Source organism: Streptomyces sp. NPDC051578, assembly GCF_044454045.1.
GTDB lineage: Bacteria > Actinomycetota > Actinomycetes > Streptomycetales > Streptomycetaceae > Streptomyces.
In genome coordinates this window covers 42,000-68,136 of sequence record NZ_JBITDH010000013.1, presented here as the reverse complement: position 1 = coordinate 68,136, position 26,137 = coordinate 42,000, and the positions used below count along the sequence as shown (strand labels likewise).

Below are 26,137 nucleotides of genomic sequence, written 5' to 3'. Positions count from 1 at the left end.
GGTCACCTCGTCCAGAAACCGACGAGGGCTTCCATGGCCCGGGCCACTTCGTCCGGGTCGGCGTCGGCGGCGAGGACCGTGATCTCTCGCGTCATGGGCCGGCGGGCCGTGTGGACGAAGTAGTCGCGTGCGTGGTGAAGGAAGCCCGGCTCGTGGAGGAAGTACTCGGACTCGGCGGCGGTGTGGCCGGTGGTCTTCCGGCGGAGGTGGAGCGTCTCGGCCGGTACGTCGAGGTAGAGGGTGTGGTCGGGGCGCAGGAAAGGGAGCGTCGTGAGCCGGTGGTGGAGCTGGTGGTGGACGCCGTACCCGAACAGGGCGTCCAGGGCGTACGCGTGGGCGAGGAGGGTGTCCACGGAGCGGTCGAGGACGACGAGCTGCCTGCCGCTCGCGGCGGCCTCGGCCACTCGGGTCGCCTCGATCTCCATGAACCGCTCGAAGGCTGCCAACTGGGCGGCCGCGGAGTCGGTTCGGGCCGGAGGGATGTCGTCGCGGTGGGCGATGTGCTTGACGTAGCAGTCGGAGACGAACGCGCGCGAGCCGAGGGCGGTGTGGCGGAGGTGGCGTATCGCCGTGGACTTGCCGGCGTAGGAGGGCCCCTCCAGGGCGATGATCAGCACGTCGTCTCCTCCGTCCGGTAGAAGCGCTCGGCGTAGAGTCCCGTGCCGTCGACGAGGTCGGCCGCCGTGGTGAAGGCGTGCCGGATCGGCCGGTACATCTTCCGGGCCGGGTGCATCTGCGAGCCGTGCATCCTCAGGACGGTGACCTTGTCCAGGACGACGTCGGTGATGTCGACCAGCTCGGGCCGCATGGCCGCCCCCGTACGTGTACGGAACAGGTGCTGGTCGCAGCCGACGAGCGCGTACGTCGCCCAGAAGGCGAGGTCCTCCCAGAACCAGGTGCAGCCGAGGCGGACGGCGGCCTCGTGGACGAGGAGGTGGTCGGGGTGGCGGGTGACCGCGGCGGGGGCGAGGAGCTCGGCGTCGGGGTGGACGGCGGCGATCCGGCGCAGCTCCTCGGTGACCCGGTCGAGCAGCTCGGGGTCATAGGGCCGGTACGGCGGCTCGGCGTCCCTGTGGCCGAGAAGGAGTCGGCGGGCGGCGAAGGGTGCGAGCGCGGCGGCGCCCTCGCGGTTGCGCAGCTCGGACACCGTGTCGACGTCGGCGTACGTGGCTTCCAGGGCGGGGTGGACGCTCCGGGAGTGGGTGAAGACGGTGACCACGGTCAGCGGTCGGGGGTTGGCAAGGAAGGCACCCGAGGCGGAGAGGGCGAAGTCGTCGTGGTGGGGTTCGATCACGAGGACCGGGCGGCCGGCGGGGGTACGGGCCTCGACGTAGTACGGGACGCGGGTGTGGGGCGCCGTCACCTCCAGGACACGGTGATCCATGGCCCGGTGGCGGGCGGCGAGCTGCTGGGTGTGCATCTGGTGGGCGCGGTGGAGGTCGTCGGGGAAGGTGTAGATGCCGCTGCCGTCCGGAACCGGCAGGTCGGCCGCGGGCAGGGGCTTGGGCTGAGGCCGCACAGGGGTTTCCTTCGTCATCTCACGGTGGTCTCGTACCAGTGGCGCCACATGCGGGGCGACCGGAGCCGCAGGCGGGCGGTGACGGGGTTCTGCCACCAGAGCATCCGCAGGCTCGACCACTGGTCGTAGCGGCGGGTCGACGGGCGTACGCGCAGCTCGTCGAGGATCGCCACGGGCCGTCCGGTGACCTGGCCGTGGGTGCTGAGCCGGGCGAAGAACTCCACGTCCTCGCTCATGAACAGGTCGTCCCGGTACCCGCCGACGTGGTGGAAGGCGTCGGCGGTGCAGAACTGGTTGACGCCCTGGGCTCCACCGCGCCGGGTGCGGTAGTGATCCCAGTACGCGCACAGCAGGCGGGCTCCGAGCCGCTCGGGTGTGTAGAGCGGCGGGATGGCACCGCCGACCGCCCCGGCGTCCATGGCGGCAGCGGCGGCGCTGACCGCCTCCAGTGGCAGGGCCACGTCGGCGTCGGTGAAGAAGAGCCGGCCGCCGCGGGCGGCACTCGCGCCGGTGTTGCGTACCCGGCCGATGTTGCGGACGGACTCGGTGACGACGCGGGCGCCGAAGGAGGCTGCCATGTCGGCGGTGGCGTCGGTGCTTGCGTTGTCGACGACGATCACCTCCCCGGTGCGGCCGGTGACCTCCTCCCAGCGGGCGAGGGAGGCGAGGACGGAAGGCAGGTAACGGGGCAGGTAGGCGACTTCGTTGAAGGCGGGGATCACCACCGACAAGGCAGGGGTGGTCATCGGTATGTCCTTTCCGGGCGGGGTACGCGGAAGAGGTGCGGGGTCCGTCGACTCAGCTCGTCCAGGCGGGCGGCCCACCGGGCACGGTCGTCGCCGGGTTCCGAGTGGGCCCAGCAGCGCATCGTGTGGAAGACGGCCCAGACCGCCAACTGGTGGTGGTCCAAGGCGAGCGGATAGGCATCGGTGACCGTGCGGGCCCGGGCGGAGGCGATGGCGCCGGTCATGACCAGGGTCTGGGCCACGTCGGACTCGCGGGGACCGGCTGCGGCGTCGGTGAAGTCGACGAGGTGGCGGACGGCTCGGGGCCCGACGAGTACGACGTTGTCGCCGTGCAGGTCGCTGTGACACCACACCGGGGCAGCCGCCGGGGCATCGGCGATGGCGGCCAGGGTGGGCGCGATGCGGTCCAGAGCGCTGGCCGGGCAGCGACGGCCGATCGAGGTGACCTGCTCGTGGAACGGCCGGCGTCGGGCCCACGGCTGAACCGGGGCCCGGTGTAGACGGCCGAGCAGGCCACCGAGGTCCCTCAGGGCTCGCTCGTCGCCCACCTGGCCGGACCGCACGGCGCTTCCCAGGGTGAGCGGGCCGAGGTCCGCGGTGATGAGAGCGGTCACCTCATGGCCGGGCACGTGTCCGTACGCGAGGACGACGGGCACAGGGACGTGCTTCGCGACGGACCGGACCGCCGTCGCCTCGGTCGCCGCGTTGCGGCGGGCAGTGACCGCGTACAGCTTGATCACCACGCTCCGCCCGTCTGCCAAGAAGGCCCGGTACACGACCGTTCTCGACCGCGCCGACAGGCGGTGTGCGGCACGGACCGGAACTCCCACAAGACCGAGGGCGGCCCGCACAACCGCCGCGGGTACGTTCGTCGTGCTCACCACGCACCCGCCGGTTCCGCCCCGAAGGCACCCAGGCGACGGACGTGCCGAAGGGTAACCGCCAGGTGCCGCCGGTACTCGGCCACGTCCTCGGTCCGGGGGCAGTCGGCCTGCCAGGGCTTCTCGGGGCCGACGAAGTGCACGAGGGCCGCGGCCGGATCCGGTCTGAGCGACCGGGTGACGACCCGCCGCACCCAGTTGCCCCGCTCCAGGAACCGGCCGGTCTCGAACCTGTTGAGCCCGGCGGTGGCCTGCCGCACGCGGCCGGAGTGCAGGAGCCACAGGTTCAGGGCGTCCTGGTCGTTGTGGAGGATGTGGCGGCGGCCGTGGATGAGTGCGTGCTCGACGCCCTTGCGGACGACGGGCAGGTGACCGGTGCGGGTCCAGAGGACGCCGGCATTGAAGTAGGGACGGCCGCGCAGGTGGGGCCAGCGCTCGGCGGCCCCCGGCAGCGCCGGACACTCCCCTACGGCCGGGTTGAACTCGTCGCGTACGGCACCGATCTCGTCCTCCTGGAGGGATCCGAGCGGATCGGTGATGTCTCCGCGTACGAGCACGTCCGCGTCCACGTAGATCAGGTAGGGCTGGTGGACGAAGTCCGGCGTGAACTCGAACCGCAGGTAGGTGGTGACGGTGATGTACGAGGCGTCCGCCATGCGCGAGGCGCGCAGCGGGGCGCAGCGCCGGAGGTCGAAGGAGCCGAAGCCGGTCCGCTTGGCGAAGTCGGAGAGGAGCAGGGCCTGCGCCGGGGCGAGGTCGAGGGTGAGCACCCGTACCGCGGCATGGCGGCGGGCGACGAGGGTGAGGCCGTCGGCCAGGCCCGCGATCGTGGCGAGGCCGGGGACGAGGTACTGCTGGTCGATGCAGAGACCGAACGCGTACACGAGACGTCGCCTTTCAGGCGTGGCGCACGGAAGGGGGTGGGGGACGGGACGGTGAGCGCGGAAGCTCACCGGTTGTCCTCGCCGCCGGAGGGGGCGAGGACGTTGAGGCTGTCGGGGTCGTCGGTCTCCCAGCAGGGCCCGCCCCCGGTCGGCGGCCGCAGCACCCACACGGTGCCGCCGGCACGGACGTCGGTGACGATCGCCCGCCGCCCGTCTCCGTCCCGAACGAGGTCACCGACCCACGCGCGCCGGGCGCTCACGAGGTGCCCTCGTCGTGTGTGTCGGTCTGTCCGAACCAGCCGGAGGCCGCGTCCGCGAGGTCGCGGCGTCGTCGGGCCTGACCGGGCGTACGGCGGGCCGGGGTGCCGTTCGACGCGTCCGCGAGGAACCCTCCCCGATCGCGGAGGAGCACGCCGAGGGCCGCGAACTGGGCCGCGTCGGAGGCGACATGCGCCGCGCCGCTGACGACGACGCCCCGGATCATCCCGGCGGACAGGGCAGCCGTGACCGCCTGCCACCCCGGCCGCTCAGCAAGCGGCAGCGCCGGATCGGAGTCGGACCAGACCCCGGCAACGTGCCAGTGCCGGGCGTCGGCGTAGTAGCGGCCACGCTCCTCGCTCTCGCCCAGGGCGGTGGAGGTGGTGGCGCAGGAGTAGACGGCAACGGGTACGTGCCCGAGGCCGCCGGGCGGGTTGTTCGGCATGCCTCCAGGCTGGTGGCCTGCGAGGCTCGGGCCCAGGCACGGCCCGTCGCAGCGGAGGAACCTCGTACCGGGCTCGACTGCCACGTCCCGTGGCAACGGTCGCGGACTCCGCCCTGGGGCTGACACGGCCCGTGGCAGTCATGCCGGCGGCACCCGCGGAGCTACTACGGACCGTGGTACTGCGGCCCGTTCCTCAGCGCACCCCGAGCGGGACACCGGCGGAGTTGGCCAGCCCGCGCAGTCGGCTGACGGACACGCCGGCGAGCCTGCTGATGATGACGCCGGGCAGCATCTGGTGGCGCACCCAGCCGGGAGCCGTCTCGCACACCGTTTGGAGGGTGTCGGCGGCGGCCTCCCACCGTCGGCATTCCACCTGGGTGAGAGCGACGTCCAGGCCGAAGCGGGCGCGGGTGGCCAGCGGCACGCTGGCGTCCAGGCGGACGGTGTCCATGAGGCGCAGAGCGCCGCCCGTGTCGCCGAGTGCCACCGCGATGCTCATCGCTTGCGTGGCGGCGTACATCGGCCCGTACGGCTGTGCGTGCGAGCCGCGGGCGTGTTCGTCTCCGATGCGGGCTGCGACGGCGTGCGCCTGGGAGAGGTACTCGCGGGCGTGGTCCGCGCTCGCCCCGCCCCGGGAGGCGGCGACGGCGGCGTTCGTGACGAGCTGACCGTAGACGCTGAGCCGGTCCGGATCGTGCTCGCTCATCTTGGGCTCGATCCGGTCTGCCTGGGCCGCCGCGAGGAGGAAGCCCTGCTTGGTGCGCCCATCACGGAGATTGACCCACGCGGTCGTGGCGGCGAGATGGGCGTCGCGCAGTTCGTCCCCGCCCTGGACGGCGATCTGCCGTCCGTACGTCAACGCCGCGTACGCCAGGTCTCGCGAGCCGAGCACGTTGGCGGCCATGCCCGCGGTCTGGAAGGTGTCGATCAGGACGCCGGCGGCGGCCTCCCGTTCATTGAGGCCGGCGGCGTCGAACCGGGCGCGGGCTTCTGGAAGGAGCCGCCCGAGGAGGGTACCGAGCTCGGTGTACCGCCCTTCCCAGTAGGCGGCGTCCGCCCGACGCACGACCGCTCGGAGCTCTTCGACACTGCCCGGCTCGACATCGGCGGGGATGCCGATGGCGGCGTCGTGGGTCGCCGCGGAGACCAGACGCAGCGCGGCCCGCTCGTCGCGGTCCATGGACCGGCGGGGCGCCTGCTGCCCGAGGAGCACGGCGATGTCTGTACCGAGCGCGTCGGCGATCGACAGCAGCGACGGCAGGGAAGCCGTCCCGCCGCGTTCGAGCTTGCGGACGACACCGACGGACACACCGGCGGCCTCCGCTAACTGCTCCTGCGTCATGGCGCCGCGCAGCGCCTTCAAGCGCTCAGAGGTGGTGTACTCCGACCACTGCATGCTCTAGAACCTCCCCGTGATGGGCCCCGCACGGACAGTACTCGCAGAGACATGGCGATGGACAGCCGTCGACCAGGCGGCAGTTGGGCTCAGACCGTGAGCACAGCCGTGACCCCGAGGAGATCCTCCAGCTCTGCCACGGCCCTATCTTCGTCGGTGACGTGAACGGTCGTGATGCCCAGCTCGGCTGCCGGCGGCAGGTTCACCTCGTGATCGTCCACGAACACGCACCGCCCAGCAGGCAACCCGATCCGCTCCAGGGCCAACCGGTAGATAGCCGGGTCCGGCTTCGCCATCCCCTCCAGCTCGGACACGACGTGCACGTCGAAAAGGTCCCAGATCCCCACGTGCTCGTACGGGTTGAACGGGTCGAGCCCAAAGCTGTTCGACAGCAGCGCGAGCCGGTGACCGGCGGCCCGCGCGGCCCGGGCGAGCGCGATCATCCGACGCGCCGGAGGCACCTCGGCCCAGGCCCGCCCCATAAGGTTTACGGGGTCCACGTGCTCCCCCAGCAGCGCCGCTGTCCCCTCGTTCCACTCGGCCTGCCCGATTGCCCCGATCTCCAGCGCCGCGTACAGCCGCCGACCTTCGGGGTGATCGTTGAGCGTTGCCCGCCACGCACCAGGCTCCAGTCCCTCCGACACGCACCAGGCCCGATGAACCTCGATGGGGCTGGCCGTCAGTACCCCGGCGAAGTCGAGGATCAGCCCCATCGGCTCCTGCTCATCGACCGCGTTCCTGTGCGCCACCGGGTGAACGTCCTTTCCGAGACCGGACTCGTACGAGGACGCTATCGCGTGAACGAGGGCTCACGCGAAGGGTGCGCACTGCCCAACAGAGCTAGTGACAGAGGCCGCTCGATTCAGTTGAACAGGGTGGCAGTACCGTCTAGTTCGAGTCCCGTTAGGATCACAGCCCATGGCCGGTCGACTTTCAGCGAACAGCTTTGACCACACTCATTCTCGTGCGCTCGCACGACAAGTGAAGGCACTTCGCGAGGCACGGGGGTGGTCGCCGAAGCGCCTCGCATCGGAGGCCGGAATCGGCCTGAGCACGCTCAGGAGGCTGGAAAGCGAAGGCGCGATCCAGCCAGGATTTTTCACGGTGGGAGCCCTCGCGGAAGCGTTGAACGTCTCTCTCGACACACTCTTCCGCGGAGCGAGGCCCGCCCCTGGACTCTGGTCGGCAGGCTATGAAGGCCGGAACATCGACTCTTTCGTCTCATCACTCCTCGAAAGCGACATCCAGGTTGTGGCCGACGTCAGGCTCACGCCGATCAGCCGCAAACCCGGCTTCAGCAAGACACGTCTTGGGCAGGCACTTGCCGAGGCCGGCATCGAGTACACCCACCTGCGCGCCCTGGGAAACCCCAAGGACAACAGGGCTCCCTTCTGGGACGGTCGCGTGAGCGTGGGACGGGCCCGCTTCCGAAGCGTGTTGCGGTCGGACGAAGCGCAGTCGGACCTCGACCGCCTGGCCGAGCACGCCGCCCAGTCACGCGTCGCGGTGTTGTGCTTCGAAAAAGACGAGGAGCGATGCCACCGGAAGGTCGTTCTGGACACCGTCCGAAAGAGGACCTCGGTAGACGTGCAGCCTCTGGCCTGAGATCAACGGTTCCCCATGTCTGCGGTCTTGACCGGTGGCCGCCCCTCCCTTCCCATCTGAATCGGGGCGATTCATCAGAGGGGGAAACGTGGCCGAGAACTGGCAACGGGCTCGAATCATGATCACCGTCAAGACATACCCGGAGCTGTCGTCCAAGTACCGGGAGACAAGCTGCGTCGCAGGCATCCGGTTGGATCAAGGGACGCCACAGCACGTGCGGCTCTTCCCGGTCCCCTTCCGGCTCCTGCAGCAGGAGGCCCAGTTCCAGAAGTACTCGATCGTCGATGTCGATGTCCGGCCCCATCACAGGGACAGACGGCCTGAGAGCCTGCGCCCCAACCTCGAAACCCTGAGCGTCGTCGATCACCTACCGACCTCCGACGGCTGGAAGCAGCGGTACGCACACATCGAGCCCCTGGTCGCTCGTTCCTTGTGTGCCATCAAACGGGATCAGGAGGCAAACGGAACGTCCCTCGGTGTGTTCCGCCCGGCCGAGATCACCGACTTCCGGTTGGAGGCGGCAGAACCATGGCCGGCGGGTAAGGCCGCACTCGCAGACCAGTTGGATCTCTTCGACCAGGACCTGCGGCGCCTCGACTGGGTTCCGTACGAGTTCCGCTACCGCCTGCGCTGCGTCGACGACGACTGCCCCGGGCATCGCATGGGGCTCAAGGACTGGGAGGCCGGACAGTCCTATCGGAAGTTCCTCCAGAAGTACGGCGAGCGAGCCGTCCTGGACAAGCTGCGCGAACGGTGGTTCGACCGCATGGTGACACCGGACAAGGCCGTGCACTGTTTCGTCGGCAACATCGCCGCCCACCCGCGGACCTTCATGCTGCTCGGGCTGTTCTACCCCCAGCGGTATGTGGTCGACTTCGTCCAGGACGACCTGTTCTCTGTGTGACGCGACAACACCATCACCTCCCTGACGAGTCGTCCGTCCCGAGAACGCCGGAAATCCGGGCCAGCTCCCTGAACGCAAGGGCAAAGCAGCAGGTCAAGGGGCTGGCCCTCCGCTATCCACCAAGTGCCTTCTAAGCACTTGGCCGCAGGTCGAGTCCTGCGAAGAGCAAGACGGAAAGCTTTCTTCGGTTACGCACAGTTCCTCAATGACAATCGGAGGAGCGGCACAGCCGGCACGCGGGACCGCGTGTCCGACTCCCACGCTTCGGAGGAAGTTCAGGAGCGGCCGCCGACCGCCCCCAAGCACTCGATTCGGCCTGAAGATGACGCCCCTCTGTGTCCGCCCCTGATCTTCAGCGCGGTCGGCACGGAACCATCCCCGGCGTCCTCGCGGCGGCCCAACTCGTTCAATCCACGGTCACGGCGCTGCTATCCGGCTCCTGAGGCCTGCCCGTCGCACAATCACGTCCGACCGCTGCCCACAACCCCTCGGTGAAACCGGGAAGGAGCACGATGCCGAGTTCGGTCGCAGCATGAGCGGCGGTCGTGAACGGCCCGGGCGGATCACCGGTACGACGCCCGTAACGGCGAGGCACCCCGATGGTTGATCAGACGTGAGAATTCAGGAACGCCGCAGGGGGACGCCGGCGCCTCGCGATGCCAACGCGCGGAGGGTCATGGTCGCCCAGCGAAGCCGGGACACCGCTCCGGAGCTTGCGCTTCGCCGGGCTCTGCACTCATTGGGCTTCCGCTACCGCGTGGACCTGCCGATCGTCGGCATGCCGCGTCGTCGCGCCGACGTCACGTTCACGAAGTGGCGCACCGCCGTGTTCGTACAGGGCTGCTTCTGGCACGCCTGCCCGAGTCACCTGCATGTGCCCCGGCACAACTCGGAATGGTGGCGGCAGAAGCTTCGGGGAAATGCCCGACGTGACGAGGAGACCGATGCCCACCTCACGCTGATCGGTTGGCTGCCCCTCCGCATCTGGGAACACGAGACCGTCGACGGCGCGGTCGAGCGGGTGGCGGCGGCGCTCGCCACCCGGGGGCATCCCCGCGCCTTGACCATCAGCACCTGGACGCCCATGTCGGAACGGGCGACCGAGGGCTCGTAGAGGAGCGCGTGCGGCATACAAACACACGCGGGACGGGGCTCTCAGCTGTAGGGAAGCCGCCACGACGCCCAGCGCCGCCCAGTGGAGGTAGAAGACGCCTTGCGGAGTCAGCAGGACAGGAGGGGAACGATCTGAGCGACCCAGCCCTGACCTGACATCCCATCAGAACGAGCGTCAAATGAGCGTCACGAGCGTCATCTCAGCGTCAAGACATCGCCCATAACGCCCACACCGCACATACCGCGCACCCGCAAAACCCCAGGTCAGGCGTCCTTCTTCACCGGCTCCAGAATCGCCACGCACTCCACGTGGTGGGTCATCGGGAAGAGGTCGAAGACGCGGAGGGTGCGGACCTTGTAGCCGTTGTCCGCGAAGTACGCCAGGTCGCGGGCCAGGGCCGCCGGGTCGCAGGCCACGTAGGCGATGCGGCGGGCCGAGAGGGAGGCGATGTGGCGGACCGTCTGCTTGCCGGCGCCCGCGCGCGGGGGGTCGAGGACGACGAGGTCGCACTCGGTGATGCCGGTCTTCGGGAGGGCCTGGTCCACCTTGCCCTGCTCGATGCGGACGCGGGGGAAGTCCGCCAGGTTGTGCCGGGCGTCCTCCACCGCGCGCTTGCCGGACTCGATGCCCAGCACCGCGCCCGTCTCGCCGAGCCGCTCCGCGAGCGCGCCCGCGAAGATGCCGACGCCGCAGTAGAGGTCGAGCGCCATCTCGCCCTTGCGCGGCATCAGCCCCTGCATGACGGCCTTGATCAGCGTGTCGGCGGCCTGCGGGTGGACCTGCCAGAAGCCGCCCATGCCGACGCGGTAGGTGCGGCCGTCCGCGCGCTCGCGCACGAAGGGGCGGCCGTGCACCCGGTGGATCCCGCCGTCCTTCTCCTCTACGCGCAGGACCGAGACGGGCTTGTCCAGTTCGACCAGGGGCAACCGGCCGCCGGGACGCGGGGTCAGGACGACCTGGCGGTCGCCGGAGCCGGAGGCGGCGATGGCCTCGACCGTCGCCATCTGGGGCCAGTCCTGCTGCTCGATGCCCAGCTCGCTGACGCCCTGAGCGGCGATCAGGCAGTGGTCGATCGGCTCGATGTCGTGCGAGCGGTGCTTGCGCAGGCCGACGCGGCCGTCCTCGTCGATCGCGTACTGGACCCGGGTGCGCCACTGCGGCACCTGCCCGGCCGGCAGCTTGTCGCCCTCGGCCGGCATGACCGTGCCGTCCCAGCCGGCCTCCTCCGGGGTGAGCCCCGCGAGCCGCTTGAGCTGCTCGGCGACGACCTCGCCCTTGAGCCGGCGCTGGGCGCCCGGCTTGGCGTGCTGCCAGTCGCAGCCGCCGCACTTGCCCGGACCGGCGTACTTGCACGGCGCCTCGACGCGGTCCTTGGAGGCTTCCAGGACGGTGATCGCGTCGGCGCGCAGGAAGCGGGAGTCGACGTCGCCCTCGGTGACCCGGGCGATGACCTTCTCGCCGGGCAGGGTGTGCCGGACGAACAGGACGCGGCCCTCGGCGGTACGGGCGATGCAGTGGCCGCCGTGCGCGACGGGGCCGACCTCGACCTCGTACTCCTCCCCGACCAGTGACTGCTTCTCGATCTGCTCGGTCATGGTGGGGAGACTCCAAAACATAAAAACGGGAACGGCCGGACGACCGACCCACCAGTTTACGTGGATCTCGTCCGGCCGTTCGCCACACCGACCGCCCGGCGCCCCGACCGCCCGGCGCCCCGGCCTCCCGACCGACCGGCGGCTACTTCCCCGCCCGGTCCTTCGGCCGCGGGGTGTCCACCGGTCCGCGGCGCACGGCGCCGGGGGCGTTCCATTCCTGCCGCTTCTTCGCCCGCCGCTTCGCGAGCTCCGAGGACTCCAGCTGGTAGGGCACCGAGGTGACCATCACACCGGGCGTGAACAGCAGTCGCCCCTTGAGCCGCAGCGCGCTCTGGTTGTGCAGCAGGTGCTCGTACCAGCGTCCGACCACGTACTCCGGGATGTAGACGCTGACCGCGTCGCGCGGGTTCTCGCTGCGCAGGCCCTTGACGTACTCCACCACCGGCCGCGTGATCTCGCGGTACGGGGAGTCGAGGATCTTGAGCGGTACGTTGATCCCGCGCCGCTCCCACTCCGCCTTGAGCGCCTTGGTCTCGGCCGGGTCGACGCTGATGCTGAGCGCCTCCAGGGTGTCGGAGCGGGTCAGCTTGGCGAAGGCCAGGGCGCGCAGCGTCGGCTTGTGCACCTTGGAGACCAGGACGATCGAGTGGACCCGCGAGGGCCGCACGCTGTCATCGCTCGGCCCCTCGTCGGCGGCGATCTCGTCGGCGACGCGGTCGTAGTGCTTGCGGATGGCGGTCATGGTGCCGTAGAAGATCAGCATTCCCAGCAGGGCGACCCAGGCCCCGTGGGTGAACTTGGTGGCGAGGACCACGACCAGCACCAGGCCGGTGAAGAAGGCGCCGAAGGCGTTGATCGCGCGGGAGCGGAACATCCGACGCCGCACGGCCTGGTCCTTCTCGGCCCTCAGGTGCCGGTTCCAGTGCCGGACCATGCCGGTCTGGCTGAGGGTGAAGGAGACGAAGACGCCGACGATGTACAGCTGGATCAACTTGGTCGAGTCCGCGCCGTAGATCCAGACCAGCAGGACGGCGGCGCCCGCGAGCAGCACGATGCCGTTGGAGAAGGCGAGGCGGTCACCGCGGGTGTGCAGCTGGCGCGGCAGGTAGCGGTCCTGGGCGAGGATCGAGCCGAGCAGCGGGAAGCCGTTGTACGCCGTGTTGGCGGCCAGGAACAGCACGAGTGCGGTGGCGGCGGCGAGCACGATGAACAGGAAGCTGCCGTTGCCGAAGACGGCCTCGGCCACCTGGGAGATCACCGGGTTCTGGACGTAGCCCGTGCCGACCTCGGCGCCGTTGTGGAGCAGGTCCGTCGCGGGCTTCTCGGCCATCCTCACGTGAGTGGCCATGGCCAGGGCGATGATGCCGCAGAACATCGTCACGGCCAGGCCGCCCATCAGGGCGAGGGTGGTCGCGGCGTTCTTGCTCTTGGGCTTGCGGAACGCGGGCACGCCGTTGCTGATCGCCTCGACGCCGGTCAGGGCGGCACAGCCCGAGGAGAAGGCCCGCAGCAGGAGGAAGACCAGCGCGAAGCCGGCCAGGCCCTGGTGCTCCGCCTTGATCTCGAAATCCGCGGTGGGCGCCTTCATGGTCTCGCCGAGGACGAGGCCCCGCCATGCACCCCACGCGATCATGATGAATACGCCCGCCACGAAGACATAGGTGGGAATCGCGAAGAGTCGCCCCGATTCCTTCATGCCGCGCAGATTCATCAAAGTGAGGAGCAAGATCATCCCAATCGCGCAGAGCACTTTGTGCTCGACGACGAAGGGGATGGCGGAGCCGAGGTTCTCGACGCCGGAGGAGATCGACACGGCGACGGTCAGGACGTAGTCGACCAGCAGCGCGCTCGCGACGGTCAGACCGGCCTTGGGGCCGAGGTTGGTGTTGGCGACCTCGTAGTCACCGCCGCCGCTCGGGTAGGCGTGGACGTTCTGCCGGTACGACGCGACCACGGTGAACATCAGCACCACGACCGCGAGCGCGATCCAGGGGCTGAAGTGGTACGCCGACACGCCCGCGATCGACAGGACCAGCAGCACCTCCCCGGGGGCGTAGGCCACCGAGGAGAGCGGGTCCGAGGCGAAGACGGGTAGGGCGATCCGCTTGGGGAGGAGCGTTTCTCCGAGGCGGTCGCTGCGGAGCGCCCGGCCGATCAGGATCCGTTTGGGCACGTCGGTCAGTTTGGACACGCCAAGGATCGTAAGCGTTCGAAAACCGGCTGACGAACCCCCCGCCCCTATTCGCGGGCAATCAAGCTCCAATGAGCCCCCACCCGCACCCCAAACGGCCACACTGGTGACCGCCCGTGTGTAGCTTGGGCCATGGTCTGAGACCCTGTTTAGCCAGAGCATGCAATGAGGCTGGTAATCAGCGAGCCGCTGTCAGCCGGAAGGACGGCCGTGCACATCGTCATCATGGGCTGCGGAAGGGTGGGCTCCGCCCTCGCGCAGACCCTGGAACAGCAGGGTCATACGGTCGCAGTCGTCGACCAGGACCCCACCGCATTCCGTCGACTGGGGGCATCGTTCGGCGGTCGCCGCGTGACCGGGGTCGGCTTCGACCAGGACACCCTGCGGGAGGCGGGCATCGAGGAGGCGGGTGCCTTCGCCGCCGTCAGCAGTGGTGACAATTCCAACATCATCGCCGCCCGCGTGGCCCGCGAGATGTTCGGTGTGGAGAACGTCGCGGCCCGCATCTACGACCCCAAGCGCGCCGAGGTCTACCAGCGCCTGGGCATCCCCACCGTGGCGACCGTCCGGTGGACCGCCGACCAGATGCTGCGCCGGCTGCTGCCCTCGGGCGCGGAGCCGCTGTGGCGCGACCCGAGCGGCGGTGTGCAGCTCGCCGAGGTGCACACCTCCGCCGCCTGGATCGGGCACAAGGTCAGCACGATCCAGGAGGAGACCGGCGTCCGCGTGGCGTTCCTCACCCGGCTGGGCGAGGCCATGCTGCCGACTTCGCAGACGGTCCTCCAGGAGGGCGACCTCGTCCACGTGATGATGCGCACGGACGAGATCGAGAAGGTTGAGGCGGTCTTCGCCCAGGGGCCCGAGGAGGCACACGCATGAGGGTCGCGATCGCCGGAGCCGGCGCCGTCGGCCGCTCCATCGCGGGCGAGCTGCTGGAGAACGGCCACGAGGTGCTGCTGGTCGACAAGGCACCGACCGCCATCTCGGTGGAACGCGTGCCGCAGGCCGAGTGGCTGCTGGCCGACGCCTGTGAGATCACCTCGCTCGACGAGGCCGCGCTCCAGCGCTGCAACGTGGTCATCGCCGCCACGGGTGACGACAAGGTCAACCTGGTCGTCTCCCTGCTCGCCAAGACCGAGTACGGGGTGCCCCGGGTCGTGGCACGGGTCAACAACCCGAAGAACGAGTGGCTCTTCAACGAGTCGTGGGGCGTCGACGTCGCCGTCTCCACGCCCCGCCTGATGTCGGCCCTGGTCGAGGAGGCCGTCAGCGTCGGTGACCTGGTGCGGCTGCTGCGCTTCAGCCACGGCGACGCCAACCTCGTCGAGCTGACGCTGCCGTCCGACTCCTCGGTCGCGGGCACGCAGATCAGCGAGATCAGCTGGCCCGAGGACACCTCGCTGGTCACGATCATCCGGGGCAACCGGGTACTCACCCCGCACGGCGAGGAGACCCTGGAACCGGGTGACGAGCTGCTGTTCGTGGCCGCCCAGGCCCGCGAGGAGCAGCTGGAGGAGCTCCTCCAGGCCCGTCACTGAGGCGCGGCGCACGCGCGAGGGGCCGCCGACCACATCGTGGCCGGCGGCCCCTCCGCCGTCTCAGGAGTCCGGCCCCCGTGTCACGCCCGTCGCTCGCGCGCCGCGGCCTTCGCCGCCTTCTCGGCGGCCTCCTCGGCCTCGTACTCGGCGATGACGTCGATGGGCGGCGGCGCCTTCGCCAGGAACACCCAGGTGAAGTACACCGCGAGCACCATCGGCGGCAGCTTGAGGGTGATCAGCACCCACCCGAGCTGGGTCGCGTCCCCCCACCAGTACAGCGGGAAGAGGATCGCGTACTTGGCGAGGAAGATGATCCCCCACGCCAGGCTGGCCTTGGTGTACGCCTTCTTGCGCCCCGGGTTGCGCGTGCGCCAGGACAGGTTCTCCTTGAACACCGGCCCGAGGATGACTCCGAGCAGCGGGAAGCCGATCAGCGCCGAGAGCGTGAAGGCCACCCCCAGCCCCGCCCCGTAGATCATGCCGGGCAGGTAGAAGCCCTTCGCGGTGCCGGTGAAGAGCGCGAAGGCCACGCCCACGCCGACGCCGAAGACGCCGCTGAACGCGTGCTTGACGGTGTCCTTGCGCAGCAGCCGCACGATCACCAGCACGACCGCGACGACGGCGGCCGCGATGGCGGACATCACCACGTTCTTGTTGATCGTGTAGATCATCACGAAGAGCAGGCCGGGGAGCATCGTCTCCACGGTGCCCCGGATCCCGCCGAAGGCGTCGAAGAGCGCTGCCTGCGTCGCTGCCTTCTGGTCGTCGGCGGGACCGGCCGGGCCGGCGCCGTCCGGGGCGGGGATGTTCGGTTTGTCGAGTGACGTCACCGGCTACTGCTCCTGTCCGAGCGGTCGGAGTTCGTACTTCGGGTTGAAGAGGACCCGGCGCCCGTGACTCATCGCGATCCGCCCGGAGGCGATCATGCGCCGCCCGGGCTCGATTCCCACGATCGAGCGACGCCCGAGCCACACCACGTCCAGCGCGGCCGAGCCGTCGAACAGCTCGGCCTCCAGGGCGGGCACACCGGCCCGCGGACGCAGGGTGACCGTCCGCAGCGTACCGGTCACCTTGACTATCTCCCGGTCGTAGGAGTCGCAGATCCGCGTGCATCCCGCGGCTTCTGCGTCCTCCTGCAGCTCCGCCGAATGCAGCTCCTCCTGGGAGGTGGAAAGACGCTCTATCATCCGGCGGAACCGGCCCGCCGGCCTGGCCGGTTTCGCGGGCTTCTCGGGACGCGGTTCAGCACTCATACAGGAAGCGTACCGGCGCGCCCGCTACCTCTCGAAGCGGTATCCCATGCCCGGTTCCGTGACGAAGTGCCGCGGGTGCGAGGGGTCCGCCTCCAGCTTGCGGCGCAGCTGCGCCATGTAGACCCGCAGGTAGTTGGTCTCGGTCCCGTAGGAGGGGCCCCAGACCTCGCGCAGGAGCTGCTTCTGGCTGACCAGTTTCCCGCTGTTGCGCACGAGGACCTCCAGCAGGTGCCACTCCGTGGGGGTCAGGCGCACGTCGCGCCCCTCGCGCACCGCCTTCTTGGCGGCCAGGTCGACGGTGAAGCCCTCGGTCTCCACGACGACCTCGTCCTCCCCGGCGCCGGTGGAGGGTTCGGCGCGGCGGACCGCCGCGCGCAGCCGGGCCAGCAGCTCGTCCATGCCGAACGGCTTGGTGACGTAGTCGTCGGCGCCGGCGTCCAGCGCCTCGACCTTCTCGTCGGAGCTGTGGCGGGCGGAGAGCACCAGGATCGGCACCCGCGTCCAGCCGCGCAGTCCCCTGATCACCTCGACGCCGTCCATGTCGGGCAGGCCCAGGTCGAGGACGACCACGTCGGGGTGGCGGGCCGCGGCGATCTCCAGGGCGCCCGCGCCGTCGGCGGCGGCGTCGACCTCGTACTTGCGCGCCTTCAAGTTGATCACGAGGGCTCGGACGATCTGCGGCTCGTCGTCCACCACGAGCACTCGGGTCATCGAGGGCCTGCTTTCTGTTCCACGGAGGGGAGGTCGAACGGATCAACAGGTTGATCCACATGTGCCACGCGATCAATGTGGTCAAGCTGGTCAACGTGAGGGGACCCGGCCGGGGTTCCCCGGGCTGCCGCCCGCAGGGTCAGCACCATCGTGAGCCCGCCCCCGGGGGTGTCCTCGGCCGCGAGGGTGCCGTCCATGGCCTCGGCGAAGCCGCGGGCCACCGCGAGTCCGAGGCCGACCCCCGCTCCGCGCGGCGCGTCCCCGTGCCGCTGGAAGGGGGCGAAGATCCGGTCCTTGGCCTCGTCCGGCACCCCGGGCCCGCGGTCCACGACCCGTACCTCGACGCGGTCGCCGAGGAAGCTCGCCGCGACCACCACCGGCTGTCCCTGCGGGCTGTACTTGACGGCGTTCTCCACCACGTTGGCCACCGCCCGCTCCAGCAGCCCCGGGTCCACCGCCACCATCGGCAGCGTCTCGGGGACGTCCAGCACCACGCTGTCCTCGGGTACGCCGCCCAGCGCCATCGGTACCACCTCGTCGAGGTCGATCTCCCGGATCAGCGGGGTGACGGTGCCGGTCTGGAGCCGGGACATGTCCAGCAGGTTCCCCACGAGGTGGTCGAGCCGGTCGGCGCCGTCCTCGATCCCTTCGAGCAGCTCGGCCCGGTCCTCCTGCGACCACTCCACGTCATCGGAGCGCAGCGAGGACACCGACGCCTTGATGGAGGCGAGGGGGGTGCGCAGGTCGTGGCTGACGGCGGCCAGCAGCGCGGTCCGGATGCGGTTACCCTCGGCCAACCGGCGGGCCTCCTCGGCCTCCCCGACCAGCCGCTGGCGGTCCAGCACCACGGCGGCCTGCGCGGCGAAGGCGCCCAGCACCCGGCGGTCCTCGGCCGGCAGGACCCGCCCGGACAGGGCCAGCGCCATGTGGTCGCCGATCGGCATGTCCACGTCGGCGTCCTCGGGCCGGGCGACGGGGGCGGGCCCGACGCTGCCGGCGGGCTTCCAGGGCTCCACGTCGTCCGCGCGCTCCAGCAGGGCCACGGACTCCATGGCGAAGGTCTCCCGCACCCGCTCCAGCAGCGCGTCCAAGCTGGTCTCCCCGCGCAGCACGCTGCCCGCGAGGAAGGACAGGATCTCGGACTCGGCACGCAGCCGCGCGGCCTGCTGGGTGCGCCGGGCGGCGGCGTCCACGACGGAGGCGACGGCCACCGCCACCCCGAAGAACACGGAGATGGCGACGATGTTCTTGGGGTCGGAGACGGTGAAGCGGTGCAGCGGCGGCGCGAAGTAGTAGTTCAGCAGCAGGGAGCCGAAGGCCGCCGAGGCGAGGGCGGGCACGAGGCCGCCCAGCAGGGCCGCCGCCACCGTCAGGGCGAGGAAGAGCAGCATCTCGTTGGCGAGGCCCGGGTCGCCGCTCATGTGCGTGAGCAGCACCGAGAGCAGGGCCGGGAACACCACCGCGACCACCCAGCCCGCGACGATCCGGGTCCGGCCGAGCCGGGCGGCCGAGCGGACCACCGGCAGCCCGCGTCCCTTGGCGACCTCTTCGTGGGTGACGATGTGCACGTCCAGGTCGGACCCCGAGTCGCGGGCCACGCAGGCTCCCACGCCCGGTCCGAACACGTACTGCCAGGCCTTGCGGCGGCTTGAGCCCAGCACGATCTGGGTGGCGTTGACCCCGCGGGCGAACTCCAGCAGGGCCTCGGGGATGTCGTCGCCGATCACATGGTGAAACGTTCCGCCGAGGTCCTCCACGAGGGTCCGCTGGACGGCCAGTTCCTTGGGCGAGGCGGAGGTCAGACCGTCGCTGCGGGCGATGTACACGGCCAGCACCTCGCCGCCCGCGCCCTTCTCGGCGAGGCGGGCGGCGCGCCGGATCAGGGTCCGCCCCTCGGGGCCGCCGGTGAGCCCGACGACGATCCGCTCGCGCGCCTGCCAGGTGGAGCGGATGCCGTGCTCGCCGCGGTACTGCCGCAGGTACTCGTCGGCCCGGTCGGCCACCCACAGCAGGGCCAGCTCCCGCAGCGCGGTGAGGTTGCCGGGCCGGAAGTAGTTGGACAGGGCCGCGTCGACCTTGTCGGGCTTGTATATGTTCCCGTGGGCCATCCGGCGGCGCAGCGCCTGGGGCGACATGTCGACCAGCTCGATCTGCCCGGCCCGCCGCACCACCTCGTCGGGCACGGTCTCCCGCTGCCGCACCCCGGTGATGGACTCGACCACGTCCCCGAGGGACTCAAGGTGCTGGATGTTCGCCGTCGACACGACGTCGATGCCGGCCTGGAGCAGTTCCTCGACGTCCTGCCAGCGTTTGGCGTTGCGCGAGCCGGGGACGTTCGTGTGCGCCAGTTCGTCCACGAGGGCCACCGAGGGCCGCCGGGCCAGGACCGCGTCCACGTCCATCTCGGTGAAGACGGCGTCGCGGTGGCGGAGCTCGCGCCGCGGCACCTGCTCCAGCCCGTGGAGCAGCACCTCGGTCCGCTGCCGGCCGTGGTGCTCGACGAAGCCGACGACGACGTCGCCTCCCCGCTCGACCCGCCGGTGGCCCTCCGAAAGCATGGCGTACGTCTTGCCCACACCGGGTGCCGCGCCGAGGTATATCCGTAGCTTGCCGCGTCCCATGCGCCCATTCTCGGGGACGTCCGCGCACTTCACCGACCGGTGGGGCGCCGTACGCCCATCCCTGACGGATCCCTGACGCGGCCGCCCTCGGCGCGGCCCGGAAGGCCCGGGAGGCCCGGGAGGCCCGGGCAGCCCGGGCCCGCGAAGAGACGCCAAGGCCTGCCAAGGCCTGCCCCTGCCTGTGGAGACACGAGAAGGCCGGTGGGCCGCACCCGCGAGGGGTACGGCCCACCGGCCCGTAAAGCCGTGCACAGCGTGAACAGCCGTGAACAGCAGGAGCGGGGGTCAGCGGACCTCGGTGATCTCCGGCCCGCGCTCCAGCTGGCCCATGTCACCGCCGAAGCGGGAGCCCTCCGCCTCGCCGGTCTGCTGCACGCCGTCCGGCACCATCTGGGCGTCGTTCGGCAGCTTGAGGACGATCGGGTCGCGGGGCGCCATCGGGCCCTCGCCGCGCACGACGACGGTGTCCCGGAAGATCTGCTCCAGCACACCGCCGGCCTCGGGGCGCACCGCGGCCTGGCCGGAGATGACGCCGCGCAGGAACCAGCGCGGGCCGTCGACGCCGACGAACCGCACCAGCTGCGCACCGGTCTGCCCGTCGGGCAGCGGTACGGGTACCTGCGCGCGCAGCTCCCAGCCCAGGGGGCCCTCGACCTCGTCGATGATTCCGCCCTGCTGGGTGATGCCCGCGGCGATCTCCTCGCGGACCTCGCCCCAGATGCCTTCCTTCTTGGGCGCGGCGAAGGCCTGCAGCTGCACCGCGCTGTCGCCCAGGACGACGGTCGCGGCGACGATGGCGTCGCCCGCGACCTCCACGCGCAGCTCCATGCCCTCGACACCGGGTACGAGGATGCCGCCGAGGTCGACCCGGCCGTCTTCCGGCTTGCCGGGCACTTCGGAGACGTCCCAGGGGCCGTCGGGCCGGGGCGCCGGCGGCAGGTTCACTCGGCGGGGCGTGGCGTCGTCGAGCCGGTCGGCGTCGTTCTGCTCATCGCCGTGCTCGTTCTCGACGACCTGCTCGGCCGCGCCGCCGTCGTTGACGGAGTCGTTCTTCTTGCGACGTCCGAACACGTCACTGTCCTTCCCGGTCGGTTACGACCGAAGCGTAGCCATTCCCACCCTGCTGACCAGCTCCGGATCCGGCCACGGCCGCATGACCGCCGGTGGAGCCGAAACCCCCCTCGGCCCGGGCCGAGCCGGGAAGTTGCGCCACCTCGTGGAAGCGCACCTTCTCGACCCGCTGGACAACCAGCTGGGCAATGCGGTCGAAACGCTCGAACCTGACGCTCTCGCGCGGGTCGAGATTGACCACGATCACCTTGATTTCCCCACGGTACCCGGCATCCACCGTCCCCGGGGCATTCACGAGCGCGAGCCCGCAGCGGGCGGCCAGGCCCGAGCGGGGATGCACGAAGGCGGCGTACCCGTCGGGCAGGGCGATCGAGACGCCGGTGGGCAGTACGGCCCGCTCGCCGGGCGCCAGCTCGGCGGCCTCGGTGGTCACCAGGTCGCAGCCCGCGTCGCCGGGGTGGCCGTAGGAGGGCAGCGGCACCTCGGGGTCGACGCGGCGGATCAGCACGTCGACCGGTGCGTGGTCGTTCTGAGTCATCAGGGGTTCACCTCGAAGGCGCGCGAGCGCCTGACCTGGTCCGGGTCGGCCATTGCCGCCCGGATCTCCTCGGGCCGTCCGTTGTCGATGAAGTGGTCGACCTTCACCTCGATGAAGAGGGCTTCGGCGCGCACGGCGACGGGCCCCTGCGGGCCTCCTATTCGGCCGACCGCCGTGGAGTAGATCTTCCGCCCGGCGACGGCGGTGACCTCGGCCTCCAGGTACAGCACGGTGCCCACGGGGACCGGCCGGACGTAGTCGGTCTCCAGTCGCCCGGTCACCGCGATGACGCGCAGCAGCCAGTTCAGGGAGCCCAGCGTCTCGTCGAGCGCGGTGGCCAGTACGCCTCCGTGCGCGAGACCGGGCGCGCCCTGGTGGGCGGGCTTGACGGTGAACTCGGCGGTGACGCGAACGCCCTCGCCGGCCCGGGCCTCCAGGTGGAGGCCGTGCGGCTGGCCGCCGCCGCAGCCGAAGCAGTGCTCGTAGTGCGCACCGAGGAGTTCGCCGGGGGCCGGCGCGTCGGGGTGCCGGACCGGCGCCGTGGCGTCCGCCGGGGGCGTCAACGCTGTGTTTCGTCCACTCACAGCCGCTGACCTTACCCGCGCGGCTACCCGCCGGTCGCCCCGTGGCAGGCTTGAGGCCATGCAGCTCTCCACCGCGCACCACGACGAACGCCTGACCGCCCCCCGCTCCTGGTGGGCCATCGCCGTACTCACCGGCCTGGCGTGCGCCCTGATGCTGCTCCCGCTGGGCACGCTGCCGCTGCTGGCCGGGCTGGTCGGGGGCACGGCGCTGGCGGGGATGCTGGTGAGTTCGTACGGCTCCGCGCGCGTGCGCGTGGTGAACGGTGCGCTGGCGGCGGGCGAGGCCCGGATCCCGGTGGCGGCCCTGGGTGAGCCGGAGGTCCTGGACGCGGAGGAGGCCCGGGCCTGGCGCACGTACAAGGCCGACCCCCGCGCGTTCATGCTGCTGCGCAGCTACGTCCCGACGGCGGTCCGCGTCGAGGTCACCGACCCGGCGGACCCGACCCCCTACGTCTACGTCTCCACCCGCGAGCCCGAGGCCCTGGCGGCGGCGATCCGCTCGGCGCGGACGCAGGCCGGCTGACGGCTGGTCCGGGAGGACCTAGCGGCGCTCTTCGGGACCGGGGCCCTCGATGGCGGCCCTGGTGGCCTCGGGAAGGGGCTCTGAGGCCCGCTCAAGGGGCGGCAGCTGGGGGAGGGCGTCCCAGGGCACGGCGCGGGCCCGCAGGTCGTCCCGGACCTTGTGGGCGAGCTTGCGGGTGTCGCGGCGGTTCATGACCGCGCCGACGGCCGCGCCCACCATGAAGGGCATCAGGTTGGGCATGTTGCGGACCATCCGCTTGGTGATCTGCTGGCGCAGTTCGCGCTTCATCTGACCGCCCAGCGCCGCGTTCAGCGTCGTCGGCTTGGTCAGGTCCACCCCGCGCTCCTCCGTCCAGGACGTGAGGTAGGCGAAGGTGCGCTCCTTGAGGTTCCCGGGGGGCCGCAGCCCGTAGACCTCGTGGAGTTCGGCGATCAGTTTCAGTTCGATCGCGGCGACCCCGGTGACCTCCGCCGCCAGTTCCGCCGGCATCGCGGGCGGCACGGGCAGCATCGCCGCGGCGCCGACACCGGCTCCTACGGCGGACGTGGCGTGGGCGGCGCCGGCGATCAGCTTGTCGGCGAGCCGGTCGGGGTCGAGGCCCGGGAACTGCGCGCGCAGGGTCGCGAGGTCCCGAACCGGAACGCGCGGTGCGTTCTCGATGACGCGGTCGGTGATGTACAGGGCGGCGGCCTTCGCACCTTCGCCGCCCTTGCGCACACCGTTCCTGACGGCTTGCATCCGACGGGTCCCGGACGTACGGGGCCCGTCGCCGGCCGCCTTGGCCGACGGCACCGCGGGGGCGGTGTCGGAGGGCACGGCGGGATCGCCGGAGGTCGCGTGGCCCGTCTCCGAGCCCGTTTCCACCCGCGTCTCCGCTGGATCACCAGACTTCCGGAAGCGGTGCTTCCGGAAGGGCGACGACCCTTTCACGGCCGAGGCCTCTCAGTCGCAGTCGCGACAGATCGGCTGGCCGTTCTTCTCGCGCGCCAGCTGGCTGCGGTGGTGCACCAGGAAGCAGCTCATGCAGGTGAACTCGTCGGCCTGCTTGGGCAGGACCCGGACGGCCAGCTCCTCGTTGGAGAGGTCGGCACCGGGAAGCTCCATGCCCTCCGCCGCGTCGAAGTCGTCCACGTCCACGTTCGAGTGGGACTTCTCGTTGCGTCGAGCCTTCAGCTCTTCGATGCTGTCGTTGTCTACGTCGTCGTCGGTCTTGCGCGGAGTGTCGTAGTCCGTTGCCATGGTTCGCTCTCCCCCTCTGGGATTTAGCGGTGTCTCAGCGCACGTAACGCGCGAGAGGCCGGACTTGTGCCCGACCTGAGGCGGAGATTTTGCCTCACATCAAGGTCTGTTACTCAATCGACACCCAGCCGGACCCCCGAAGGAGCTTGTGGCTGGGATGACGACCGGGACCGTACACGGTCCGGAGGCCGCCTTGCACAAACGCCACCCCGTGTATTTCCCGCCATTTGGGGGGCCGGAAACCCGGACTTCCCGGGCTTTCCGGCCGCCCTGGGGTCACGGAACGCGCACGGCCGGACACCCGCTCATGTGATCGATCACACAGTGGCGATCTGACCGTTGAGCCGGGAATTCAGCCGATAGCGAACGCGGGCGCGTCCTGGTCACAGGGGCAACGTGACACGCATCACGAGGCCACCGCCCTCCCGGGGCGTCGCCTGGATGCGGCCGCCGTGTGCGCGCGCCACGGAGCGCGCGATGGACAGACCGAGCCCCACACCCTTGTCGCTGCCCGTTCGCTCCGTACGCAGCCGCCTGAACGGCTCGAAGAGGTTGTCCACCTCGTACGCGGGAACCACGGGACCCGTGTTCGATACGAGCAGCACCGCCTGGCCGTGCTGGACCTCGGTCGTGACCTCCACCCAGCCGCTCTCCGGCACGTTGTAGCGGACGGCGTTCTGCACCAGGTTCAAGGCGATCCGCTCCAGCAGCACGCCGTTTCCCTCGACGACGGCGAGCGAGCGCTCTCCGCGGATCTCCACGCCCTTCGCCGCGGCCTCCGCCCGCGCCTGGTCGATGGCGCGGGAGGCGACCTCGGCCAGGTCCACGGGCTTGCGCTCGACGATCTGGTTCTCGCTGCGGGCCAGCAGCAGCAGCCCCTCGACCAGCTGCTCGCTGCGCTCGTTGGTGGCCAGGAGCGTCTTGCCGAGCTGCTGCAGCTCCACCGGTGCCCCGGGGTCGGAGAGGTGGACCTCCAGCAGCGTCCGGTTGATCGCGAGCGGTGTGCGCAGCTCGTGCGAGGCGTTCGCGACGAACCTCTGCTGGGCCGTGAAGGCCCGCTCCAGCCGGTCGAGCATCTCGTCGAAGGTGTCGGCGAGCTCCTTGAGCTCGTCGTCCGGCCCGTCCAGCTCGATCCGCCGGGTCAGGTCGGTGCCCACCACCCGGCGGGCGGTACGCGTGATCTTGCCCAGCGGCGAGAGGACCCGGCCCGCCATCGCGTAGCCGAAGGCGAAGGCGATGATGCTCAGACCCAGCAGGGCCATCAGCGAGCGGCTCAGCAGGTCGTCCAGGGCGTGCCGGCGCTGGTCGAAGATGCACTGGCTGATCGCCGAGTAGAACTGGTCGAACGACATGTCTGCGCCCACGCCGGAGCAGGTCGTGCTGGTGACCTCGATCTTCGTGCCGCCGACGATCTTGAAGGGCAGGGCGTTGCCCTCCCGCAGGGCCTGCGCCGCCAGCAGATAGATGATCGACAGCAGCAGGATGCCCGCGATCAGGAACATCCCGCCGTAGAGCAGGGTGAGGCGTATGCGGATGGTCGGCCGCAGCCACGGGAAGGGACCCTCGGGCTGGCCGGGGTCCCAGGTCGGTTTCGGGGGTGCCGCTGGTGGCGCCGGAGTCGCTGCCATGGCGTCAGATCCGGTATCCGGAACCCGGCACGGTCACGATGACGGGCGGCTCTCCGAGCTTGCGGCGCAAGGTCATGACCGTCACCCGCACCACGTTCGTGAACGGGTCGGTGTTCTCGTCCCAGGCCTTCTCCAGCAGCTGCTCGGCGGAGACCACGGTCCCCTCGCTGCGCATCAGGACCTCCAGCACCGCGAACTCCTTCGGCGCCAGCTGCACCTCACGGCCCTCGCGGAAGACCTCGCGCCGGTTCGGGTCCAGTTTGATCCCGGCGCGCTCCAGCACGGGCGGCAGGGCGACCGTCGTACGCCGGCCCAGGGCGCGCACGCGGGCGGTCAGCTCGGTGAAGGCGAACGGCTTGGGCAGGTAGTCGTCCGCCCCGAGCTCCAGCCCCTCGACCCGGTCGCTGACGTCCCCGGAGGCGGTCAGCATCAGCACGCGCGTGGGCATGCCGAGCTCCACGATCTTGCGGCAGACGTCGTCCCCGTGCACCAGCGGGAGGTCCCGGTCGAGTACGACCACGTCGTAGTCGTTCACTCCGACGCGCTCGAGGGCCGCGGCGCCGTCGTACACGACGTCCACGGCCATGGCCTCCCGGCGCAGGCCGGTGGCCACCGCATCGGCGAGCAGCTGCTCGTCCTCGACGACGAGTACGCGCACGTCGTTTCCTTCCTTCGAGCCCAGAAGGGCACACGTGTATTGCGTCGCCCATCCTGCCCGTTTCGGCGGTAAACCGGCTGTAAGGCGCCATGCGCCGCCCGCCGGGGCCGGTTCCGTGCGGACGGAGGCGATGATTCGGTGGGCTCACGAGGTTTCTGCGCCCAGGGTGCCGGGGAGGACGATGGAACACCCCATCCACTCCTGACGGCGGACTGCCACGGGCAGCACCGCCGCG

The 26,137-nt window shown here is 70.6% G+C and carries 28 protein-coding genes; 6 read left to right on the top strand and 22 right to left on the bottom strand.

Annotated elements, in window-relative coordinates:
- Nucleotides 1-2: 2 nt before the first annotated feature.
- From ACIA6C_RS31255 to ACIA6C_RS31215, 9 genes are all read right to left on the bottom strand, one after another.
- Nucleotides 3-617 carry a hypothetical protein gene (locus ACIA6C_RS31255; RefSeq protein WP_399280946.1) on the bottom strand — a complete coding sequence of 205 codons (615 nt, stop codon included), beginning with the start codon at nucleotides 615-617 and terminating at the stop codon, nucleotides 3-5.
- Entirely contained in the window at nucleotides 611-1,537 is a 927-nt protein-coding gene (locus ACIA6C_RS31250; protein WP_399280944.1) for a PIG-L deacetylase family protein, read from the bottom strand. Before ACIA6C_RS31250 ends, ACIA6C_RS31255 begins: the two co-directional genes overlap by 7 nt.
- Complete coding sequence (locus ACIA6C_RS31245; RefSeq protein WP_399280942.1) at nucleotides 1,534-2,265, bottom strand: glycosyltransferase; 732 nt, start codon at nucleotides 2,263-2,265, stop codon at nucleotides 1,534-1,536. The genes ACIA6C_RS31250 and ACIA6C_RS31245 overlap by 4 nt, the downstream gene beginning before the upstream one ends.
- Complete coding sequence (locus tag ACIA6C_RS31240; protein WP_399280940.1) at nucleotides 2,262-3,026, bottom strand: aminoglycoside phosphotransferase family protein; 765 nt, start codon at nucleotides 3,024-3,026, stop codon at nucleotides 2,262-2,264. The genes ACIA6C_RS31245 and ACIA6C_RS31240 overlap by 4 nt, the downstream gene beginning before the upstream one ends.
- Nucleotides 3,027-3,142: 116 nt before the next feature.
- Nucleotides 3,143-4,030 carry a glycosyltransferase family 8 protein gene (locus tag ACIA6C_RS31235; protein ID WP_399280938.1) on the bottom strand — a complete coding sequence of 296 codons (888 nt, stop codon included), beginning with the start codon at nucleotides 4,028-4,030 and terminating at the stop codon, nucleotides 3,143-3,145.
- A gap of 65 nt (nucleotides 4,031-4,095) precedes the next feature.
- Nucleotides 4,096-4,290: a hypothetical protein gene (locus ACIA6C_RS31230; protein ID WP_399280936.1), complete on the bottom strand. Its 195-nt coding sequence runs from the start codon at nucleotides 4,288-4,290 to the stop codon at nucleotides 4,096-4,098.
- Nucleotides 4,287-4,733, bottom strand: a complete 447-nt coding sequence (locus tag ACIA6C_RS31225; protein WP_399280934.1) for a hypothetical protein — start codon at nucleotides 4,731-4,733, stop codon at nucleotides 4,287-4,289. The genes ACIA6C_RS31230 and ACIA6C_RS31225 overlap by 4 nt, the downstream gene beginning before the upstream one ends.
- A gap of 193 nt (nucleotides 4,734-4,926) precedes the next feature.
- A complete protein-coding gene (locus ACIA6C_RS31220; protein ID WP_399280932.1) occupies nucleotides 4,927-6,129 on the bottom strand; it encodes a helix-turn-helix domain-containing protein in 1,203 nt (400 codons plus the stop codon).
- An 89-nt stretch (nucleotides 6,130-6,218) separates the two neighbouring features.
- A complete protein-coding gene (locus ACIA6C_RS31215; protein WP_399281008.1) occupies nucleotides 6,219-6,842 on the bottom strand; it encodes an HAD-IA family hydrolase in 624 nt (207 codons plus the stop codon).
- A gap of 205 nt (nucleotides 6,843-7,047) precedes the next feature.
- Here ACIA6C_RS31215 and ACIA6C_RS31210 point away from each other — a divergent pair, with 205 nt between their 5' ends.
- The 3 genes from ACIA6C_RS31210 to ACIA6C_RS31200 all read left to right on the top strand — a co-directional run bounded on the left by ACIA6C_RS31210 (nucleotide 7,048) and on the right by ACIA6C_RS31200 (nucleotide 9,752).
- On the top strand, nucleotides 7,048-7,734 hold the full coding sequence (locus ACIA6C_RS31210; RefSeq protein WP_399280930.1) for a DUF488 family protein: 687 nt from the start codon (nucleotides 7,048-7,050) through the stop codon (nucleotides 7,732-7,734).
- 118 nt (nucleotides 7,735-7,852) lie between these two features.
- Nucleotides 7,853-8,638 (top strand): hypothetical protein, encoded by a 786-nt coding sequence (locus ACIA6C_RS31205; RefSeq protein WP_399281007.1) that lies wholly within the window; start codon nucleotides 7,853-7,855, stop codon nucleotides 8,636-8,638.
- A 613-nt stretch (nucleotides 8,639-9,251) separates the two neighbouring features.
- On the top strand, nucleotides 9,252-9,752 hold the full coding sequence (locus ACIA6C_RS31200) for a very short patch repair endonuclease (RefSeq protein ID WP_399280928.1): 501 nt from the start codon (nucleotides 9,252-9,254) through the stop codon (nucleotides 9,750-9,752).
- A 263-nt stretch (nucleotides 9,753-10,015) separates the two neighbouring features.
- Here ACIA6C_RS31200 and ACIA6C_RS31195 read toward each other — a convergent pair whose 3' ends face one another.
- Entirely contained in the window at nucleotides 10,016-11,347 is a 1,332-nt protein-coding gene (locus ACIA6C_RS31195; protein ID WP_399280926.1) for a class I SAM-dependent RNA methyltransferase, read from the bottom strand.
- Nucleotides 11,348-11,489: 142 nt separating this feature from the next.
- Nucleotides 11,490-13,538 (bottom strand): APC family permease, encoded by a 2,049-nt coding sequence (locus tag ACIA6C_RS31190; protein ID WP_399280924.1) that lies wholly within the window; start codon nucleotides 13,536-13,538, stop codon nucleotides 11,490-11,492.
- A 210-nt stretch (nucleotides 13,539-13,748) separates the two neighbouring features.
- Here ACIA6C_RS31190 and ACIA6C_RS31185 point away from each other — a divergent pair, with 210 nt between their 5' ends.
- Both ACIA6C_RS31185 and ACIA6C_RS31180 read left to right on the top strand, forming a co-directional pair.
- Nucleotides 13,749-14,417, top strand: a complete 669-nt coding sequence (locus ACIA6C_RS31185; RefSeq protein WP_361131459.1) for a TrkA family potassium uptake protein — start codon at nucleotides 13,749-13,751, stop codon at nucleotides 14,415-14,417.
- Nucleotides 14,414-15,076 (top strand): TrkA family potassium uptake protein, encoded by a 663-nt coding sequence (locus tag ACIA6C_RS31180; protein ID WP_366078666.1) that lies wholly within the window; start codon nucleotides 14,414-14,416, stop codon nucleotides 15,074-15,076. Before ACIA6C_RS31185 ends, ACIA6C_RS31180 begins: the two co-directional genes overlap by 4 nt.
- An 80-nt stretch (nucleotides 15,077-15,156) precedes the next feature.
- Here the strand turns inward: ACIA6C_RS31180 and ACIA6C_RS31175 are convergent, their stop codons facing one another.
- The 7 genes from ACIA6C_RS31175 to ACIA6C_RS31145 form a co-directional block, all read right to left on the bottom strand.
- A complete protein-coding gene (locus ACIA6C_RS31175) occupies nucleotides 15,157-15,906 on the bottom strand; it encodes a DUF3159 domain-containing protein (RefSeq protein ID WP_399280921.1) in 750 nt (249 codons plus the stop codon).
- A 3-nt stretch (nucleotides 15,907-15,909) separates the two neighbouring features.
- Nucleotides 15,910-16,329 carry an OB-fold nucleic acid binding domain-containing protein gene (locus ACIA6C_RS31170; protein WP_190186167.1) on the bottom strand — a complete coding sequence of 140 codons (420 nt, stop codon included), beginning with the start codon at nucleotides 16,327-16,329 and terminating at the stop codon, nucleotides 15,910-15,912.
- Between the two features lie 24 nt (nucleotides 16,330-16,353).
- Nucleotides 16,354-17,040, bottom strand: coding sequence for a response regulator (locus ACIA6C_RS31165; RefSeq protein ID WP_399280919.1), 687 nt, complete (start codon nucleotides 17,038-17,040; stop codon nucleotides 16,354-16,356).
- Nucleotides 17,037-19,661: an ATP-binding protein gene (locus ACIA6C_RS31160; protein WP_399280917.1), complete on the bottom strand. Its 2,625-nt coding sequence runs from the start codon at nucleotides 19,659-19,661 to the stop codon at nucleotides 17,037-17,039. The genes ACIA6C_RS31165 and ACIA6C_RS31160 overlap by 4 nt, the downstream gene beginning before the upstream one ends.
- A gap of 285 nt (nucleotides 19,662-19,946) precedes the next feature.
- Entirely contained in the window at nucleotides 19,947-20,732 is a 786-nt protein-coding gene (locus tag ACIA6C_RS31155) for a DUF3710 domain-containing protein (RefSeq protein ID WP_361131445.1), read from the bottom strand.
- A gap of 1 nt (nucleotide 20,733) precedes the next feature.
- Nucleotides 20,734-21,270, bottom strand: a complete 537-nt coding sequence (gene dut / locus ACIA6C_RS31150) for a dUTP diphosphatase (RefSeq protein ID WP_399280914.1) — start codon at nucleotides 21,268-21,270, stop codon at nucleotides 20,734-20,736.
- Nucleotides 21,270-21,854, bottom strand: coding sequence for a PaaI family thioesterase (locus ACIA6C_RS31145; protein ID WP_361131439.1), 585 nt, complete (start codon nucleotides 21,852-21,854; stop codon nucleotides 21,270-21,272). Before ACIA6C_RS31145 ends, dut begins: the two co-directional genes overlap by 1 nt.
- Before the next feature lie 58 nt (nucleotides 21,855-21,912).
- On the opposite strand from ACIA6C_RS31145, the gene ACIA6C_RS31140 reads away from it, so the two are divergent.
- Nucleotides 21,913-22,377, top strand: a complete 465-nt coding sequence (locus tag ACIA6C_RS31140; protein ID WP_366078672.1) for a DUF3093 domain-containing protein — start codon at nucleotides 21,913-21,915, stop codon at nucleotides 22,375-22,377.
- A gap of 18 nt (nucleotides 22,378-22,395) precedes the next feature.
- Here the strand turns inward: ACIA6C_RS31140 and ACIA6C_RS31135 are convergent, their stop codons facing one another.
- The 4 genes from ACIA6C_RS31135 to ACIA6C_RS31120 form a co-directional block, all read right to left on the bottom strand.
- A complete protein-coding gene (locus ACIA6C_RS31135) occupies nucleotides 22,396-23,307 on the bottom strand; it encodes a hypothetical protein (RefSeq protein WP_399280911.1) in 912 nt (303 codons plus the stop codon).
- Nucleotides 23,308-23,319: 12 nt separating this feature from the next.
- Entirely contained in the window at nucleotides 23,320-23,616 is a 297-nt protein-coding gene (locus tag ACIA6C_RS31130; protein WP_136212598.1) for a DUF4193 domain-containing protein, read from the bottom strand.
- A 383-nt stretch (nucleotides 23,617-23,999) separates the two neighbouring features.
- Nucleotides 24,000-25,244 (bottom strand): sensor histidine kinase, encoded by a 1,245-nt coding sequence (locus ACIA6C_RS31125; protein WP_399280909.1) that lies wholly within the window; start codon nucleotides 25,242-25,244, stop codon nucleotides 24,000-24,002.
- A gap of 4 nt (nucleotides 25,245-25,248) precedes the next feature.
- On the bottom strand, nucleotides 25,249-25,902 hold the full coding sequence (locus ACIA6C_RS31120) for a response regulator transcription factor (protein WP_030036265.1): 654 nt from the start codon (nucleotides 25,900-25,902) through the stop codon (nucleotides 25,249-25,251).
- Between the last annotated feature and the right edge of the window lie 235 nt (nucleotides 25,903-26,137).

What these genes read in the sequence shown, in the direction of transcription:
- dut (WP_399280914.1), bottom strand. Translation starts at nt 21,270, where the DNA reads ATGACTCAGAACGACCACGCACCGGTCGACGTGCTGATCCGCCGCGTC.
- ACIA6C_RS31250 (WP_399280944.1), bottom strand. Translation starts at nt 1,537, where the DNA reads ATGACGAAGGAAACCCCTGTGCGGCCTCAGCCCAAGCCCCTGCCCGCG.
- ACIA6C_RS31215 (WP_399281008.1), bottom strand. Translation starts at nt 6,842, where the DNA reads ATGGGGCTGATCCTCGACTTCGCCGGGGTACTGACGGCCAGCCCCATC.
- ACIA6C_RS31195 (WP_399280926.1), bottom strand. Translation starts at nt 11,347, where the DNA reads ATGACCGAGCAGATCGAGAAGCAGTCACTGGTCGGGGAGGAGTACGAG.
- ACIA6C_RS31130 (WP_136212598.1), bottom strand. Translation starts at nt 23,616, where the DNA reads ATGGCAACGGACTACGACACTCCGCGCAAGACCGACGACGACGTAGAC.
- ACIA6C_RS31170 (WP_190186167.1), bottom strand. Translation starts at nt 16,329, where the DNA reads ATGAGTGCTGAACCGCGTCCCGAGAAGCCCGCGAAACCGGCCAGGCCG.
- ACIA6C_RS31225 (WP_399280934.1), bottom strand. Translation starts at nt 4,733, where the DNA reads ATGCCGAACAACCCGCCCGGCGGCCTCGGGCACGTACCCGTTGCCGTC.
- ACIA6C_RS31210 (WP_399280930.1), top strand. Translation starts at nt 7,048, where the DNA reads ATGGCCGGTCGACTTTCAGCGAACAGCTTTGACCACACTCATTCTCGT.
- ACIA6C_RS31180 (WP_366078666.1), top strand. Translation starts at nt 14,414, where the DNA reads ATGAGGGTCGCGATCGCCGGAGCCGGCGCCGTCGGCCGCTCCATCGCG.
- ACIA6C_RS31125 (WP_399280909.1), bottom strand. Translation starts at nt 25,244, where the DNA reads ATGGCAGCGACTCCGGCGCCACCAGCGGCACCCCCGAAACCGACCTGG.
- ACIA6C_RS31160 (WP_399280917.1), bottom strand. Translation starts at nt 19,661, where the DNA reads ATGGGACGCGGCAAGCTACGGATATACCTCGGCGCGGCACCCGGTGTG.
- ACIA6C_RS31140 (WP_366078672.1), top strand. Translation starts at nt 21,913, where the DNA reads ATGCAGCTCTCCACCGCGCACCACGACGAACGCCTGACCGCCCCCCGC.
- ACIA6C_RS31165 (WP_399280919.1), bottom strand. Translation starts at nt 17,040, where the DNA reads ATGACCCGAGTGCTCGTGGTGGACGACGAGCCGCAGATCGTCCGAGCC.
- ACIA6C_RS31220 (WP_399280932.1), bottom strand. Translation starts at nt 6,129, where the DNA reads ATGCAGTGGTCGGAGTACACCACCTCTGAGCGCTTGAAGGCGCTGCGC.
- ACIA6C_RS31245 (WP_399280942.1), bottom strand. Translation starts at nt 2,265, where the DNA reads ATGACCACCCCTGCCTTGTCGGTGGTGATCCCCGCCTTCAACGAAGTC.
- ACIA6C_RS31205 (WP_399281007.1), top strand. Translation starts at nt 7,853, where the DNA reads ATGATCACCGTCAAGACATACCCGGAGCTGTCGTCCAAGTACCGGGAG.